This is a genomic window from Streptacidiphilus cavernicola (genome assembly GCF_042510955.1).
Taxonomy (GTDB): domain Bacteria; phylum Actinomycetota; class Actinomycetes; order Streptomycetales; family Streptomycetaceae; genus Streptacidiphilus; species Streptacidiphilus cavernicola.
Map to the genome: position 1 here is coordinate 236,677 of NZ_JBHFAB010000002.1, position 15,519 is coordinate 252,195.

Sequence of the window (15,519 nt, forward strand, 5' to 3'; positions counted from 1 at the left end):
CGGCACCGAGTGAGAGAGAAGGGAACGGCCATGGACTACCTCGGCGTCGATCATGTCGAGTTCTACGTGGGTGACGCCCGCCAGGCGGCGTACCTGCTGTGCTCGGCGTTCGGCTTCCGCCTCTACGGGCAGGGCGGCCCGGAGACCGGGCTGGCCGGGCAGCGCAGCCTGCTGCTGGGCCAGGGCGACTGCCGGGTGCTGCTGACCTCCGGACTTCTGCCGGACCACCCGGCCGTGGAGTACGTGGCCCGGCACGGCGACGGCGTGGCCGTGATCGCCTTCGGCACCTCGGACGCCGCGGCCGGCTACGCCCGGTCGGTGAGCGGCGGCGCGACCCCGGTCGAGGAGCCCCGGGTGCACCGGGGCGGCGACGCCACCGTGGTCACCGCCACCGTCTCCGGCTTCGGCGACGTGGTGCACCGGCTGGTCGAACGGCACGGCTCGGACGCGGAGTTCCTGCCCGGCGCGATCGAGATGCTGGACGTCCCGCCGCCGACCACCCCGGACCTGCTGCGGACCATCGACCACGCCGCGGTCTGCGTCCCCGACGGGCAGTTGGAGACCGTCACGCACTACTACCGCAAGGCCTTCGGCTTCGACCTGATCTTCGAGGAGTACATCGAGGTCGGCGAGCAGGGGATGTTCTCGCAGGTGGTGCAGAGCCCCGGCGGCGGGGTCACGCTGACCCTGATCCAGCCGGACCTGAGCCGCTCCCCCGGCCAGATCGACGACTTCCTGGCCTGGCACGACGGCCCCGGCGTCCAGCACCTGGCGCTGAGCAGCGGCGACATCGTGGCCGCGGTGGACAGCATGGCGGAGCGGGGCATCGGCTTCGCGTTCACCCCGGACACCTACTACAGCTCGCTGGACGGGCGGCTCGGCGCGGTCGACCTCCCGGTGGACCGGCTCCGGCCGCGCGGCATCCTGGTCGACCGGGACCACTGGGGCCAGATGTACCAGATCTTCGCCAAGTCGCTGCACGTCCGGCGGACCTTCTTCTGGGAGCTGATCGAGCGTCACGGCGCCCGTACCTTCGGCACCAGCAACATCCCCGCCCTGTACGAGGCCAAGGAGCGCGAGCTCGCCACCGTGCGGCAGACCACCGCCGAGGGGGCGCTGTGACCACGGAGCTGACCGAGCAGGAGCGGGCGCTGCTGCCGAGCGACGACGACGTCGCCTTCTACGCCGAACACGGCTGGTACCTGTCCGGCCCGCTGCTCACCGACGACGAGGTGGACCGGCTGGCCGCCGCGAGCGAGCGCTACTACGCCGGGGAGCGCAGCCGGACCCTGCCGGTGCGCCCACCCCGGCTGGCCGCCTGGCAGCCGTCGGACGGGCCGGTCCAGCGGCACAACGACTACGTCCACTACGAGAGCGACCCGATCGCCCGGATCCTGTGCAAGCCGCTGATCGGCGCGGTGGCGGCGCGGCTGGCCGAGGCCGAGGAGATCCGGGTGTTCCAGTCGACGCTGATCCTCAAACCGGCCGTGGCCGGCGAGCCGAGCAACATCGTGCCCTGGCACTTCGACAAGCACTACTGGTCCACCTCGACCTCGGAGCGGATGCTGACCGCGTTCATCCCGTTCCACGACTGCGACCAGGAGATGGGCACCCTCACCGTCGTGGACGGCAGCCACCGCTGGAAGGAGACCGGCCGGGACGACTCGGTCACCCGGCACTTCGCCCAGCGCGACCGCGCCGACCTGGAACGGGTGCTGGCCGAGAACGCCGCCTTCAACGGGGCCGAGATCCGCAAGCTGCCGCTGGTCATCCCCAAGGGCTGCATGAGCTTCCACCACTGCCTGACCTACCACGGCAGCGGCCCCAACCGCAGTGACCGGCCGCGCCGGGCGGTGTCGCTGCACCTGCAGGACGGCGGCAACGCGTACCGCGGCTTCGAGCTGAGCGACGGCACCGCCGCCGCCTACAACCACGACGTGCTGGTCCGGCGGCTGCCGGACGGCCGACCCGACTACGCGGACCCGGAGTTCTGCCCGGTGCTCTGGCGGTCCGAGCGGTCGGCCGACCATGGCTGAGCCGACACCCGACCCGGCGGAGCTGTACCGGACGGTGGCGCTGATCCGCGGCTTCGAGCAGCGGGCGGTCGAGCTGGTCCGCTCCGGGGTGATCCGTGGCGGCATCCACCCGTACACCGGGCAGGAGGCCGTCGCCGCGGGCAGCTGCGCCGCGCTGCGCCGCGACGACGTGGTCACCAGCACCCACCGCGGCCACGGCCACGTCCTTGCCAAGGGCGCCGACCCGGCCCGGATGATGGCCGAACTGGCGGGCCGCAGCACCGGGTTGAACCAGGGCCGGGGCGGCTCGATGCACGCCGCCGACTTCGGCGTGGGGGTACTCGGCGCGGACGCGATCGTCGGCGCCGCGGTGCCGATCGCGGCGGGCGCGGCCTGGGCGTTCCGCCGCGGCGGCTCGGACCGGGTCGCGCTGGCCTACTTCGGCGACGGCGCGGTCAGCCAGGGCGTGGTGCTGGAGACCTTCAACCTGGCCGCGCTGTGGCGCGTCCCGGTCGTCCTGGTCTGCGAGAACAACGGCTTCGCCACCTCGATGCGGACCGCCGACACGGTGGCCGGCAGCATCCTGGGCCGGGCCGAGGCCTTCGGCATCCCGGCCGCCGCGGTGGACGGGGCCGACCCGGAGGCGGTGTACGCCGCGACCGCCGAGGCGGTGCTCCGGGCCAGGTCCGGCGCGGGCCCGACACTGCTGGAGTGCGCCACCTACCGCTTCGACGCGCACCACACCTGGGAGCACACCGCCCGCCCGCGCTACCGCACCGAGCAGGAGGTCGCCGCGGGACGCGCCCGCGACCCGCTGGAGATCCAGGGCGCCCGGATCCCGGTCGAGCGGCGGGCCCGGATCGACGCGGAGACCGCGGCGCTGCTGGACGACGCGGTGCGGTTCGCCGAGGCGGGCCCGCACCCCGACCCGGCCACCGCGCTGGACCACCTCTACGCCACCGGGATGCGGGCCAGGGCGGGGGCGCTCTGATGCCGAACCTCTCCTACCTCAAGGCGCTGAACCGGGCCATCGGCGACGAGATGGAACGCGACCCCGCCGTCTGCGTGTTCGGCGAGGACGTCGGCGTGGCCGTCACCCACGCCACCGCCGGGCTGCTGCGCCGGTTCGGCCCGGAGCGGATCGTCGACACCCCGATCTCCGAGCAGGCCTTCACCAGCTTCGCCACCGGGGCGGCGATGGCCGGGCTGCGCCCGCTGATCGAGTTCCAGATCCCGGCACTGCTGTTCCTGGTGTTCGAGCAGATCGCCAACCAGGCGCACAAGTTCTCGCTGATGACGGGGGGTCAGACCCGGGTACCGGTGACCTATCTGCTGCCCGGCTCCGGCTCCCGGGACAGCTGGGCCGGACAGCACTCGGACCACCCGTACAGCCTGTTCGCGCACGTCGGCGTGAAGACCGCGGTCCCGGCCACCGCGGCGGACGCGTACGGGCTGCTGGCGACGGCGATCCGGGACGACGACCCGGTGGTGGTCTTCGCCCCCAACGCCGCGCTCGGCCTGCGCGAGGACCTCGACTTCGCCGAGCTGGCGCCGGTGCCGCTCGGGGTCGGCCGGGTGCATCGCACCGGCGCCGACGTCACCGTGGTCGCGGTCGGGCACCTGGTCCAGGACGCGCTGGCGGTGGCCGAGGAGCTGTCCGGGTCGATCTCGGTCGAGGTCTTCGACCCGCGCACGCTGTACCCGTTCGACTGGTCCGGCCTGGCCGCGTCGCTGGAGCGGACCGGGCGGCTGGTGGTGGTGGACGACTCCAACCGGTCCTGCGGCATCGGCGCGGAGATCCTCGCCACCGCGGCCGAGGAGATGCGGCTGACCGCGCCGCCGCGACGGGTCACCCGGCCGGACGGCGCGGTGCTGCCGTTCGCCCGGGAGCTGGACCTCGCCTGCCAGCCCACCCGGGCCCAGTTGCGGGCCGCGGTGGAGAAGACGGTCAGGGCCGGATGAGGCCTGGGGAGACTAAGGAGAGCGCTGTGACCAGCACCAACATCAGAGCGAGACTGGCCGCCGACCCGGATCTCGGCGCGGGCAACGTGCTGCCCAGGCTGTTCGCGCACGAGGCCGACCCTGACGGCCCCGGGGTCTGTTTCGACGTCCCGGTGGACGGCCACCCGGCCTGGCAGGGGCTGACCCTGGGTCAGCTCCGGGAGCGGGTGGCGGCTCGGGCTGCCTGGTGGCACCAGCAGGGCGTCGGCCCGCGCGACCCGGTCGCCCTCTACGTCTCCAGCTCGGCCGACTGCCTGCTGAACTTCCTGGCGCTGGCCTGGCTGGGCGCGATCCCGGCGCTGATGAACCAGTACATCCCCGGCGACATCGCGGCCGAGTACCTCCGGCGGTTGCGCGGCACCGCCGTGCTCACCGACCCGGCGCACCGGGAGCTGCTGGCCGGGCAGGACCTCGGCCTGGCCCTGCACGCCGACGCCGCCGCGCCCGGCACCGGCGACCCGGCCCAGGCCCCGGAGCCGTACCGGCACCACGCCGACGATCCGATCGCGATCACCCACTCCTCCGGCACCACCCGGATGCCGACCGCGGTGGTGCACTCGCACAGCAGCCTGTTCGCCGCCATGCGGCTGTTCCGGCTGGCCGCGCCGCGGGCCCGGGGCGCGGCCCGGATCCTCAGCGCGCTGCCCGCCGCGCACGCGGCCGGCATCTCGGCGCTCAACATGTCCCTGTGCAACCGCAGCGAGCTGCTGTTCCTGTCCACCCAGAACGACGGCACGGCGGTGGTGGACGCGATCGAGCGCTGGCGGCCGACCGGGGTGTTCGGCTTCGCCGCCACCTGGACCCAGCTGGCCCGGCACGATCTGAGCAGCCGTGACCTGGGCTCGGTGGCGCTGTGGTTCAACACCGGCGACTGCGCCCACGAGCCGCACATCCGGCACCTGGTCGCGGCCGGCTCCCAGGAGACGGTCACCCGCGAGGGGGTCCGGCGGATCCCCGGGTCCAGCTTCGTGGACGGCCTCGGCTCCACCGAGATGGGCCACTCCGCGTTCCACATCACCCACAGCGGCCACACCGAGCGCTACGGCCGCTGCGTCGGCGTCCCGCACGGCTTCGCCGAGGTCGCGCTGCTGGACGTCGGCACCGGCCGGGAGGTCCCGGTCGGCCAGGTCGGCCACTTCGGCCTGAAGGCCCCGACGCTGGCCCCCGGCTACTGGAACGACTCGGTCGCCACCTACCGCAACCGGCTGAACGGCTACTACCTGACCGGCGACCTGATGTACCGGGACGAGGAGGGCTACTACTTCCACGTGGACCGGGCGGTCGACGCGGTCGACCTCGGCGGCGGCGAGTGGCTCTACACCGCCATGTCCGAGGAACGCATCCTGGCGGGCTGCCCGGACGTGCACGACTGCACGGTGGTGTCGCTGGAGGTCGACGGACGGGTGGTCACCGACGTCCTGCTGGCCCTGCACGCCGACGCCGACCCGGACGCCGACCGGACCGCCCCGGTCCGCGCCGCGCTGACCGAGGCCGCCGCGGCGACGCTGCGCCGGGTGGTGGTCATCTCCGAGGAGGAGCTGATCACCGGCCCGACCGGCAAGGTCCGCAAGTTCCTGATGCGGCAACGGCACCGGGCCCGGATGACGACGGACCAGACGACACCCCAGACAACACCCCAGACGGCGGCGGTCTGACATGGCGGGCCAGGACACCGGGCCGGTCCCGGTCCCCCCGGTCGCGGAGCGGGTGCCGGTCGACTTCGCCGGGGACGGCGCGGGCGTCGACGAGATGTCCTGGGGGATGTGGGAGATCTGGCACGCGATGTCGGGCCAGAACAGCGCGCTGCCGATCGGCGGCCGGATCCCGCTGGCCGCCGGAACCACCGTCGCGGACGTGGCGGAGGAACTGCGCTACCTGATGACCCGCTTCCCCTCGATGCGCACCCGGCTCAGGTTCGACGCCGCCGGGCGGCCCACCCAGGAGCTGTTCGGCTCGGGCCGCACCGCCCTGGAGGTCTACGACGCCGAGGACTCCGGCGACACCGGGGACGCCGACCCGGACCAGGTCGCGCTGGCGGTCGAACTGCGCTACCGGGCCACCGGTTTCGACTACACCGCCGACTGGCCGGTCCGGATGGCCGTGGTGCGGCAGCGCGGCCTGCCGACCCATCTGGTCACCATCATGGACCACCTGGTCACCGACGCCATCGGCGCGGTGACGATGCTGCGCCAGGTGAAGCAGCGGGACACCTCGCCGGTGACCGGGATGCAGCAGCTGGAGCAGGCCCGCTGGCAGCACTCCCCGGCCGGGCGGCGGCAGAACGACAAGGCGCTGCGGCACTGGGAGCAGGTGCTCCGGGCGATCCCGGCCCGCCGGCTGCCCGACTCCGCCGACCCGCGCGAACCCCGGCACTGGAGCGCGGAGTTCAGCTCCCCCGCACTGCGGGCGGCACTGCCGGTCATCGCCGACCGCACCGACGCCGACATGGCGACGGTGATGCTGTCCGTGTTCGCGGTCGCGCTGAACCGGATCACCGGGATCAACCCGGTGGTGGTCCGACCCGTCGTCAACAACCGCTTCCGGCCCGGCCTGGCCGAGGTGGTGTGCATGGTCGCCCAGGCCGGCGTGTGCGTCCTGGACGTGGCGGACGCCGGAGTCGACCAGGTGGTGGAACGGGCCCGGCGCGGCACCATGTCCGCCTACAAGTACGCCTACTTCCACCCGGAGCAGCTGCGCGAGCTGATCGGCCGGGTCTCCGCCGAGCGGGGCGAGGAGGTCGACGTCGCCTGCTTCTTCAACGACCGCGGCATGTACCGGCGTTCGCCGGACGACCTGGCCCTGGCCGGGGACGAGCTGCAACAGGCGCTGGAGAAGCTGCGCGGCGACACCGTGTTCCGCTGGACCGCGCGGCACGAGGACCCGGTCGAGCGGCTCTATGTGAGCGTCGACGATTCTCCCGGCAGCCTGCTGATCGAGATCCACCTCGACACCCACTTCCTCTCCCCGGCCGACACCGAGGCGCTGGCCCGGGGAATGGAGGCGGTCGCGGTCGCGGCGGCCCTCGACCCGGCCGGGACGGCGGTCGGGTGACCGCGCTGCTGGCGGTGTCCGGGTACGTGCCGCCGGGACGGGTGCCGATCGAGGAGCTGGCCGACCGGTTCGGGCTGACCCCGATGCAGGTCAAGATCTTCCGTCGCTACCACAAGCTCGGCGAGGTCGGCCGCGACCCGGACGGCAGCCTGCTCGACCTGCTCCGCGCCGCGGTCGCCGGACTCGGCGCGCTGCGCGGGCAGGAGCACCGGGTCCGCTACGTGCTGCACGCACGGACCTTCCCGACCGTGGTGCCCTACCCGCACAACCCGGTGCGCCTGCTCTGCCAGGAGCTGGGCCTGGACCGGGCGGTGGTGTTCGCCGTCGGCCACCACGCCTGCGCCTCCGGGCTGCTGGCCGTGGACGCGGCCGGACGGCTGCTCGACGCGGACGCCGACCCGGACGCCCTGGCCCTGGTCCTGGCCGGGGAGAAGGCGTTCACCGGCGAGGCCCAACTCGTCCCCGACACCTCCTTCTTCGGCGAGGGGGCGTCGGCCTGCCTGGTCGCCCCGACCGGCGAGCGCGACCGGCTGCTCTCCTACGCCACGGACCTCCGGGGCGAGTTCGACACGGACGAGGAGGAAGTCGCGCTGGAGTTCCAGCGGATCTACTCCGACGCGCTGACCGGGGCGATCACCGCCGCGGTCGAACGGGCCGGGCTGACCGTGGGCGAGATCGGCCTGATCATCCCGCACAACGTCAACAACGTCGCCTGGCACCAGGTCTGCCGCCAACTCGACTACCCGCGCGAGCGGGTGGTGCTGGACAACGTGACCGCGCTCGGGCACGTCTTCTGCGCCGACAGCTTCGTCAACTACCGCACCGCGCTGGAACGGGGGCTGCTGCGGCCGGGCGAGCCCTATCTGATGGCCGCGGCCGGCGCCGGGCGCGGCGCCACCTTCTCGGCCATGGTCTTCCGGCACTGACCCCCTCCTCACCCCACCACACCCATCTAAGGACCCACGATGACGGAGCTGGACACCACCACCGCCCCGACCGCGATCGACCCGGCGCTGCGGGACCGGCTGGTCGACAGCATCTGCGGCCTGCTCCCGCACGTCCTCAAGCGCGAGGTGACCGGCGCCACCGCCGACACCACGCTGATGGAGGCGCTCGGGATGAGCTCGACCACCGGTCTGGAACTCGTCCTGGAGCTGGAGGAGCGGCTGGAACTGGAGATCAGCGTCGAGGACCTCGGCCGCGACGACTTCGGCACGGTCGGCACCCTGGCCGACTACGTCGCCGGGAACCTGCTCCCGGAGGCCTGACCGCCGATGCGTACCTTCGTGCCCCGCGCCGCCGGTGACGGGCCCTCAGCCGACTGGGGCATCCGCCGCGCGGTCCGGCTGGCGTTCCCCGGCCCGGCGGCACTGGCCGCCGACCCGGTCCACACCGAACGGCTGCGGACCTACCTGACCGACCTGCTGCGCCCGTACCGGCTCGGCCTGGAGCCGGGCGCGCTGGAACGCGGCGGCGGGCAGTCCTACGGGGAGATGGCCGAGGCGCTGATCCGGCTCGCCGTCCCCGCGGGCGAGTCGGTGGACCTGCTGGTGCTGGCCTACGCGGTGCCGGACATCACCCCGGGCCGGGCCACGACCACCTACCTGAGCCATGTCTGCCCCGGTGCGCCGATGGCGTTCGCAGTCAGCGACCAGGGCAGCGCCGCGGCGTTCACCGCCTGCCGGCTGATCCACGGCTATGCCGAGACCGGCGGCCTGCGGCGGGCCCTGCTGCTGGTGGTCGAGCAGGACACACTGCCGTACGACCCGGGGCTGCCGGTCACCGTGCCGTCCGCGAGCCGGGGCGTCGCCCTGCTGTTCGGCGAACCGGAACCGGGCGAACGGGTGGCCCGCCTGGGCCGGGTAACCACCCACGTCCTACCCGAGGACCCGCGGGACGCCCCCGACCTGCTCGGCGCGCTCGACGGCGGCCCCGTCCCGGCGACCGAGCCGCTCGGTGCTTTCGACACCGCTCGCGCCCCGGTGACCGCGCTGCTCGGCGGGGCGCTGGCCGCCCGCCTCACGGTGCCTGTCCGCGCGGACCTGGTCCGCACCGCCGACGCCGGACAGCCCGGCACCGGCGTCTGGTGGGAGCTGGCCGACCTCCTCACGGACCAAGGCCAGGGCCAGGACCAGGAACCCACCCCCGCTGCGCGGAGCCTCCTGCTGGCCGACTACGACCCGGTGCCGCGCCACCTCTCCACCGCCGCGATCGACGTCCGCGCGGCCGTCACCGCCCCCCGGTGACCGGCCGCCCCGCGGACCCGGTCCAGCTCTGGCTGGTGACGGACCGTCAACCCGGCGCCCCCGCCTCGCCCGCCCTCCTCGGCGTCCTGGACGCCGAGGAGCGGCTCCGCGCCGACGGCTACCGCTCGGCGGACGACCGCCGCCGCTTCGTCCTCGCCCACGGCGCGACCCGGCTCATCGTCGCCCGCTACCTCGGCGCCCCGGCCGCCGCCCTGCGCTGGGACCACGGGCCGCACGGCAAGCCCGAACTGACCGGCCGTTGGACCGGCGCGCAGGTCAACCTCTCGCACTCGGACGAGGTCAGCATGGTCGCGCTCACCGCGTCGCGACGGATCGGCGTGGACGTCCAGCGGATCGTGCCACGGCTGGACGCCGCCGCGATGGCGCACCGCTACTTCCCCCCGGACGAGGCCCGCTTCGTCCGCGCGGCGGCGGACCCGGAGCGCCGGGCCGAGCGCTTCGCCCGGCTCTGGGCCCGCAAGGAAGCCCTGGTCAAGGCACACGGCGGACGGCTGACCCAGGGCCTGCGCATCCCGGTCCACGGCCCGGAGAACAGCCCGGTCCGCACGCCCGCCCACGGCTCGGACCACCCCGACGACGCCTGGTCCCACGACTACCGCATCGCCGACGTCCCGGCCCCGCCCGGCTACCGAGCCGCCGTCGCACTGTCCGGCCGGGCCGGCTACAGGCTGGCCTGGCGCCGCTGGAGCACCGACCGCGGGGACTGAACCAGCCGGGGGAATCTTCGGCGCGGCGGGCCGACCGTGCCCGCGGCTCGGGCCGGCCGCCGCGCATGCTCGTGGCGGTGGTCGGCCCGAGCGCGGCGGGAGTCGGTGCACAGATGACGCAGAGTGAGCAGCGGCGGACCCGGGGTCAGTTGGCCTTCCGGCTGGCCGTGTGCGGCGCGGCGGTGGCCGCGCTGGTGCCGATGGCGATCTGGTCGGACTCCCGGTCCACCCAGACCGGGCCGCCCTCCCGGGTCTGGGCAGCGGCCCGGGTCAGCGCGGCCGGGCGGCTGGTCTCCGGCGCCGAGGTGGACCAGGTCCACCGCGCCGGGACCGGCGTCTACTGCCTGCACATCCAGAACCCCTACGTCGACCTGCCGCGCAGCGTCGTCCTGGCCACCTCCGACCAGGGGGACGGGCACGCCCTGCTGATCCGCACCAACGCCGCCCCCGACCCCTCCTGCGGCAACGCCGGGCAGACCCTCACCGTCAGGGTCAGGGCCGACCCGGGCCAGGTCGTGGACGCCGACTTCCAGATCGCCGTCCTCTGAGCAACACGCCGTCCGCTAGCCCGGCGGCAGATCCAGCGTCCCCTCCCTGCGCTGGGCGGTCGGCTGGGTGAGGACGGTGCCGAGGAAGATGCCGATGGCGACCGCGGTGACGACCGCCACCATCTCGGTCAGGTCCTGGTAGCCCTGGGTCGAGTAGCCCCCGGTGAGCGCGGTCAGGCCGCGCACCCCCAGTGAGCCCGCGGTCAGCGCGAAGAAGCCGGGGAGCAGCAGCAGCACCCGCGGCGGCTGGTCGGCGCGCCGCGCGCTCAGGGTGGCGACCACGCCGAGGACCACGGCCGCGGCGAAGGTGCCGCCGAGCTCCCCGACCAGACGGGTGATCAGCGCCTGGACGCCGACGGTGACATAGACCAGCACCAGCAGCCGCACCAGGAACCGCATCGGGATGGCGAAGGCCAGCACCGTGCCGACGGTGAACGGGATCCAGCAGGCCCAGATCACCCAGGTCGGCAGGTCGGCAGGCGCCGTGGTGTCGAACAGAACCTTGGGCGGCAGTCCGGAGACGGTCAGCCCGACGATCACCCCGAGGTAGAGCTGCACCAGCAGGAACGTGGCGTAGACGATGCGGATGGCCCCGGTGGTGATGTAGCCGCCGGCGAGTTCCGCGGACGCGGCGCTGAGGTAGTCGCCGGGGATGAAGTAGAACAGCGCGGGGAGCATCAGCAGCACCGGGCCGCCGTCGGCCGGGGTGCGGGCGAAGACCTCCAGGGTGAACAGCGACACCGCGGCGGACGCCGCCAGCGGCAGCACCTTCTCCAGCCTCGGCAGCCGGGTGGCCCCGACCGCGAGCGCCGCGGGCACGCAGGCGATGACCGCGGTCGTGCCGACCTCGTACCAGGTGGCCTGCATCAGCGGGGCGAAGCCGACCGAGAACAGCACGATGCCCAGCAGCTTCAGCCACCACGGGTACGGCGCGGGGCTCCGGATGATCGCGAGCAGGCCGCGGTCGGCCTCCCGGACGTCCGTCCCCCCGCTCGCCACGTCCCGCAGCAGCAGCTTCAGCGCCGCGAGCTGGTCCATCCGGAAGATCTCCGGGAAGCCGCGCACCCCGACCGTGGTGCGCTGGGCGTGCGAGCCGACGGTGAGGGTGGCGCCGTCCGGGACGACCAGCACCGAGGCGTCGCCGCCGAACTGCCGCGCGGCGTCGACCACCGAGCCCTCGATGTCCTCGGCTCCCTCGCCGCTGCAGGTCAGCTGAAGCCAGGTCAGCCGGGTGAGGAAGCGCACCAGGGTCTGGTGCGGGTCGTCCTGGCCGATGTCGTCGGGCGGACCGACCGTGCCCTGATTCATCCCGGTATGCACATGTCCGGTTATACCGGATCAGTAGTCCAGATCCAGGTAGTCGATGGCGTTCAGCTCCACCGTGAGTCCGTCGGCGCGACGGCCGCCCTCCTTGAAGTAGACCTCCCCCAGGCCCTGCGCGATCACCTGGGACAACTGCTGCTCGGTCGCGCCCGCGGCGTGGGCGTCGAACAGCCGCCGCGCGTAGTCGGGCGGCAGGTGCTGGGTGATCCGGCGCAGCCGGGGGTCGTCGGTGCTGCCGGGCGCGGCGCTGAAGCCGAACTGGGCCCGGGTCTCCACGGTGATGCCGCCGGTGCTGACCGCCCGGTCGGTGGCGCGCTTGCGGACCAGCGGCTGCCAACGGCGCTTCAGCTCGGCCTCGATCCTGGCCGCGATCGGCGTCGGCGGGTGCTTGCGGGTGCCCTTGAGGTAGCGCTCCACCGAGCGCTGCGACACGCCGAGCAGCTCCGCCACGGCCCGGGTCGAGCCGAGCCGCCGGACCAGGAAGGCCACCCGGGGGGCGGTGCCGACCGGGGGCTTGCGGGTGAAGCGCTCCTCCGCGGCGCGGTCCAGGCTGTCGCTGATCGTGCCCATCGGCTGCTACTCCCCGTCGATCGCGGCGTCGGCGCCCTTGATGTGCCGGGCCGGGTTGTGTCCCTGGTCCAGCAGTTGCGCGGCCCACAGGAACTCCTGGGTGCCCTCGTGCTTGACCATCCCCGGGCTGACGCCGAGTCGGAACCCGCCGGGCAGCGGCCTGCCGTCCGGGGTGGACGGCAGGAAGTCCAGCGGCCCCGGGCCCGACGAGGGGTAGACGGCGCAGTCGGAGAGCACCGCGATCGGCCACAGGTCCGCCTTGGCGGCCAGCGCCAGCATCTTGCGGTGCATGTTGACCCGGGCGGCGGAGATCACGGCGGCCCTGATGTCGGGCCGCCAGGTCGGCCGCTCCAGCGCGCCCCACCGCTCGCCCGGGGCGTGCCGGGCCCCTTGCGGGCGCTCGCGCAGCTTGCCGATGCCGCCCTTGACGGTGGCCTTGACCGCCGAGAGCACCGCGGCCCGGCCGGGGTCGGCCTTCTTGTGCTGCTCCATCGCGGCCAGGTACTCGGCGGGCGGCATCCCGGCGCTGACGCCGAGTTCGGCCATGGTCGCCAGGTAGGCGTCGCGCAGCCGCTGGTACCAGGGGTCCAGGTACGGGCCGTGCTCCGGACGCAGCCACGCTTCCAGCGGCCGGACCTGGTGCCCGAGTTCGGCCGCGTACGCCACGGTCGGCGTGGCGTACCAGGCCGGGCCGACCGGCCGGACGCCGTGCGGGGTGAACGGGTTCGGCAGCCGCGGGTCGAAGGCCAGGCCGGAGAGGTCGACGAACCACGACCCGGGCAGCGCCTTGTCGAAGGCCGGCTGCCGGACGTGGACCGGCGCGCCGAGGCCGACCACCAGCCGGTTGGCCGCGGCGGCGAAGGCCATGTTCACGTCGATGCCGACGGCGAAGGGCTGCGCGCACTCGGCGTCGGTGAGCTGCTCCGGATCACGGATCCACTCGAACGCCTCCTCGTCCAGGGCCTCGTCCGCGGCGCGGCCGACCGCGACCGGGTGCTCGTCCGGCGCCTCCGGCGGGGCCGGGTCGACCGCGACGGTCAGCGAGCCGGGGACCGGGCCGGAGACCCAGACCCCGTCCTCACCGCGGACCGCCCTGGTGGGCGGGCGCAGCGCAGTCATCAGCTCCAGGCCGGAGACGGCGGTGGAGCCCCTGGGGGTGATCACCCGGGCGGCGTAGTCGCCGAGCACCCGGGCGAGTTCCGGCGGCGGCAGGGTCTCGGCGTTCGCCCAGGCCCGGTTGTCCAGCGCGCCCCAGGGCAGCACCGCGAGCTGCACGCAGGCCCGGCGGCCGTCGGCGGCCGGGCGGTAGATCCGCGGCCAGGGCCCGAAGCCGCGCCTGGTCAGCTGCCACTCGGCCTTGGCGATCTGTGTGACCACGGGATGGTTCTCCGGCAGCCGCAGGCCCCGGCGGTCCTCCAGCTCCGACGGCAGCCCCAGCCGCGAGGCCGCGGCGGCGGTCAGCACCACCAGCGGATCGGAGTCCCGCCCGGCCCGGTGCAGTCGCGGCGCCCCGACCTGAGCGTGCTGCAACGTCCACTCCACCAGCGCGGCGACCGTCTTGGCCGGACACTCCAACACCAGCCCGCCGACGCCGTAAGCCGTCCCGTCCCCGTCCAACACCAGCAACGGCCCGTTCGCAAACCCCCGCCCGTCATCTCCGACCGGGGCCGACCCGCGCGGCGCTGACCCGGGTTCCCGTGTCGCGGGCGGGTGCTGGGCCTCCGGTTCGGCCGGGGCAGGCGCTTCCGCGGCCGCCGCCTCGACGGGTGGGACGACCTCGGCCGGTGGCACCGTCACGGCGGGCGCGGCGGCGGGTGGCGTCTCGGCGGGCGCCGCAGGCGGTGGGTAGTGGGCGGCCAGGCCGTCCAACAGGCGGCGGTAGGCCTCGCGGCGGTCGCCGGCGGGCTCGGTACGGCCGGCCTCCCAGGCCTCCACCGTCGCCGGGCGGGTCTTGAGCACCTGGGCGACGGCGGCCGACGTCAGCCCCGCGGCCTCCCGCAGCCGCACCCGCTCCGCCGGGACCGGCAGCACCTGACCCGCCGCCACCACGGCCAACAGCGCGTCGACCGAGTCGAACAGCGGATCACTCCGGTCGACCACGACCTTGCCCTGCCTCTCCTCGCTCAACCCAACCACCACAGCCCAGCCACAACCCCGGCGCACAGCCGACCGCGCCGCAGGCTATCTGACGCCCTGCCGGATCTCCTCAAGGCGCGTCACCAGCCGCTGGTACCGCTGGGACGCCGCCTGGGACGAGTTGAACCCCTGGTGCCCCGCGATGGCCTTCCAGTCCATCCCGCGCCGTCGACCCTCGATGACCAACTGGGTCTCCAACCGGTCGATCCGGTTCCGCAGTTCCTCGAACATGCCCAGCGCGGACCCGACCTCCGCCGCCGACAGCGCCGACTCCGCGCCGGACCGCTCACCGCCGGACCGCTCCGCCGCACTCAGCAGTCTGCCGAGCAGCGCCGCGGTCCGCTCCACCTGGCGGGCCGACTCCGCGGCCTCCTGGGGCGGCTGGGGCTGCTGGTGATCCATACCGCGAGAACCTAGCACAATGAAACAACGATCCGTTGTCCCGAAGTATCTGTGTCGAACGTCTCCCGCCGGACGGCGGCCAACGGCCCCGACCGCGTTTACTATGGAGTCAAGCCACAGTCCACCTCCGCTCCGCGAGGTGATGCCGGGTCAGCTGTCCGCCTGCTGGTACCCGTTGAACGGTCCACCCTCGCTGCGGTCCAGCGCCGGCCCGCAGCCGTTGCGAACGATTCCCTGCCCGGAACGTCCCTGCCGGAACGTCCTGATGGAGCTGGCCATGCCGCTGATCAACCCCGTCGAACTCCGCCGCCTCGTCACCGAACTCGATGCCCTGGAGGCCGCCCCCGAGGGCCCCGGTACCGAGCGCCGCCGCGCCGACCTGCACTACACCCTCTGCGTCTCCACCGGCATCCGCGACGCCGCCCGCGCCGTGGAGCAGGCCCGCCGCCTGCTGACCCCGCAGCTGGAAGGCCTCGCCCCCGCGGCGGCCTGACCCCGG

At 74.0% G+C, this 15,519-nt stretch carries 16 protein-coding genes; 12 read left to right on the forward strand and 4 right to left on the reverse strand.

The genetic code is table 11. The features are described 5' to 3' along the window. Positions 1 to 30 precede the first annotated feature (30 nt). The 11 genes from hppD to ACEZDE_RS03290 all read left to right on the forward strand — a co-directional run bounded on the left by hppD (position 31) and on the right by ACEZDE_RS03290 (position 10,589). Complete coding sequence (hppD, locus tag ACEZDE_RS03240; protein ID WP_380531754.1) at positions 31 to 1,122, forward strand: 4-hydroxyphenylpyruvate dioxygenase; 1,092 nt, start codon at positions 31 to 33, stop codon at positions 1,120 to 1,122. Beyond that, a complete protein-coding gene (locus ACEZDE_RS03245; protein ID WP_380531757.1) occupies positions 1,119 to 2,036 on the forward strand; it encodes a phytanoyl-CoA dioxygenase family protein in 918 nt (305 codons plus the stop codon). Before hppD ends, ACEZDE_RS03245 begins: the two co-directional genes overlap by 4 nt. After that, entirely contained in the window at positions 2,029 to 3,006 is a 978-nt protein-coding gene (locus ACEZDE_RS03250) for a thiamine pyrophosphate-dependent dehydrogenase E1 component subunit alpha (protein WP_380531760.1), read from the forward strand. The genes ACEZDE_RS03245 and ACEZDE_RS03250 overlap by 8 nt, the downstream gene beginning before the upstream one ends. After that, entirely contained in the window at positions 3,006 to 3,977 is a 972-nt protein-coding gene (locus tag ACEZDE_RS03255; protein ID WP_380531763.1) for an alpha-ketoacid dehydrogenase subunit beta, read from the forward strand. The genes ACEZDE_RS03250 and ACEZDE_RS03255 overlap by 1 nt, the downstream gene beginning before the upstream one ends. A 26-nt stretch (positions 3,978 to 4,003) precedes the next feature. Further along, positions 4,004 to 5,671, forward strand: coding sequence for a class I adenylate-forming enzyme family protein (locus tag ACEZDE_RS03260; RefSeq protein ID WP_380531766.1), 1,668 nt, complete (start codon positions 4,004 to 4,006; stop codon positions 5,669 to 5,671). Between the two features lies 1 nt (position 5,672). Beyond that, on the forward strand, positions 5,673 to 7,067 hold the full coding sequence (locus tag ACEZDE_RS03265; protein ID WP_380531768.1) for a condensation domain-containing protein: 1,395 nt from the start codon (positions 5,673 to 5,675) through the stop codon (positions 7,065 to 7,067). Then, a complete protein-coding gene (locus ACEZDE_RS03270; protein ID WP_380531771.1) occupies positions 7,064 to 7,993 on the forward strand; it encodes a 3-oxoacyl-[acyl-carrier-protein] synthase III C-terminal domain-containing protein in 930 nt (309 codons plus the stop codon). Before ACEZDE_RS03265 ends, ACEZDE_RS03270 begins: the two co-directional genes overlap by 4 nt. Positions 7,994 to 8,032: 39 nt before the next feature. Next, positions 8,033 to 8,335 carry a phosphopantetheine-binding protein gene (locus tag ACEZDE_RS03275; RefSeq protein ID WP_380531773.1) on the forward strand — a complete coding sequence of 101 codons (303 nt, stop codon included), beginning with the start codon at positions 8,033 to 8,035 and terminating at the stop codon, positions 8,333 to 8,335. Positions 8,336 to 8,341: 6 nt separating this feature from the next. Continuing rightward, positions 8,342 to 9,313, forward strand: a complete 972-nt coding sequence (locus ACEZDE_RS03280; protein WP_380531775.1) for a hypothetical protein — start codon at positions 8,342 to 8,344, stop codon at positions 9,311 to 9,313. Beyond that, positions 9,310 to 10,041 (forward strand): 4'-phosphopantetheinyl transferase family protein, encoded by a 732-nt coding sequence (locus ACEZDE_RS03285; protein ID WP_380531777.1) that lies wholly within the window; start codon positions 9,310 to 9,312, stop codon positions 10,039 to 10,041. The genes ACEZDE_RS03280 and ACEZDE_RS03285 overlap by 4 nt, the downstream gene beginning before the upstream one ends. A 113-nt stretch (positions 10,042 to 10,154) precedes the next feature. Next, positions 10,155 to 10,589, forward strand: a complete 435-nt coding sequence (locus ACEZDE_RS03290; RefSeq protein ID WP_380531780.1) for a hypothetical protein — start codon at positions 10,155 to 10,157, stop codon at positions 10,587 to 10,589. Positions 10,590 to 10,604: 15 nt separating this feature from the next. Here the strand turns inward: ACEZDE_RS03290 and ACEZDE_RS03295 are convergent, their stop codons facing one another. The 4 genes from ACEZDE_RS03295 to ACEZDE_RS03310 all read right to left on the reverse strand — a co-directional run bounded on the left by ACEZDE_RS03295 (position 10,605) and on the right by ACEZDE_RS03310 (position 15,020). After that, a complete protein-coding gene (locus ACEZDE_RS03295) occupies positions 10,605 to 11,897 on the reverse strand; it encodes a threonine/serine exporter family protein (protein ID WP_380531783.1) in 1,293 nt (430 codons plus the stop codon). A gap of 30 nt (positions 11,898 to 11,927) precedes the next feature. After that, on the reverse strand, positions 11,928 to 12,482 hold the full coding sequence (tpg, locus tag ACEZDE_RS03300; RefSeq protein ID WP_380531786.1) for a telomere-protecting terminal protein Tpg: 555 nt from the start codon (positions 12,480 to 12,482) through the stop codon (positions 11,928 to 11,930). 6 nt (positions 12,483 to 12,488) lie between these two features. Beyond that, a complete protein-coding gene (tap, locus tag ACEZDE_RS03305) occupies positions 12,489 to 14,582 on the reverse strand; it encodes a telomere-associated protein Tap (protein ID WP_380532343.1) in 2,094 nt (697 codons plus the stop codon). A gap of 81 nt (positions 14,583 to 14,663) precedes the next feature. Next, positions 14,664 to 15,020 (reverse strand): hypothetical protein, encoded by a 357-nt coding sequence (locus ACEZDE_RS03310; RefSeq protein WP_380531789.1) that lies wholly within the window; start codon positions 15,018 to 15,020, stop codon positions 14,664 to 14,666. Positions 15,021 to 15,297: 277 nt separating this feature from the next. Between ACEZDE_RS03310 and ACEZDE_RS03315 the strand changes: the two genes are divergently transcribed. After that, positions 15,298 to 15,513: a DUF5133 domain-containing protein gene (locus ACEZDE_RS03315; protein ID WP_380531791.1), complete on the forward strand. Its 216-nt coding sequence runs from the start codon at positions 15,298 to 15,300 to the stop codon at positions 15,511 to 15,513. Positions 15,514 to 15,519 lie beyond the last annotated feature (6 nt).

What these genes read in the sequence shown, in the direction of transcription:
- tpg (WP_380531786.1), bottom strand. Translation starts at nt 12,482, where the DNA reads ATGGGCACGATCAGCGACAGCCTGGACCGCGCCGCGGAGGAGCGCTTC.
- ACEZDE_RS03310 (WP_380531789.1), bottom strand. Translation starts at nt 15,020, where the DNA reads ATGGATCACCAGCAGCCCCAGCCGCCCCAGGAGGCCGCGGAGTCGGCC.
- ACEZDE_RS03295 (WP_380531783.1), bottom strand. Translation starts at nt 11,897, where the DNA reads ATGAATCAGGGCACGGTCGGTCCGCCCGACGACATCGGCCAGGACGAC.
- ACEZDE_RS03255 (WP_380531763.1), top strand. Translation starts at nt 3,006, where the DNA reads ATGCCGAACCTCTCCTACCTCAAGGCGCTGAACCGGGCCATCGGCGAC.
- ACEZDE_RS03250 (WP_380531760.1), top strand. Translation starts at nt 2,029, where the DNA reads ATGGCTGAGCCGACACCCGACCCGGCGGAGCTGTACCGGACGGTGGCG.
- ACEZDE_RS03280 (WP_380531775.1), top strand. Translation starts at nt 8,342, where the DNA reads ATGCGTACCTTCGTGCCCCGCGCCGCCGGTGACGGGCCCTCAGCCGAC.
- ACEZDE_RS03265 (WP_380531768.1), top strand. Translation starts at nt 5,673, where the DNA reads ATGGCGGGCCAGGACACCGGGCCGGTCCCGGTCCCCCCGGTCGCGGAG.
- ACEZDE_RS03290 (WP_380531780.1), top strand. Translation starts at nt 10,155, where the DNA reads ATGACGCAGAGTGAGCAGCGGCGGACCCGGGGTCAGTTGGCCTTCCGG.
- ACEZDE_RS03275 (WP_380531773.1), top strand. Translation starts at nt 8,033, where the DNA reads ATGACGGAGCTGGACACCACCACCGCCCCGACCGCGATCGACCCGGCG.
- ACEZDE_RS03315 (WP_380531791.1), top strand. Translation starts at nt 15,298, where the DNA reads ATGCCGCTGATCAACCCCGTCGAACTCCGCCGCCTCGTCACCGAACTC.
- hppD (WP_380531754.1), top strand. Translation starts at nt 31, where the DNA reads ATGGACTACCTCGGCGTCGATCATGTCGAGTTCTACGTGGGTGACGCC.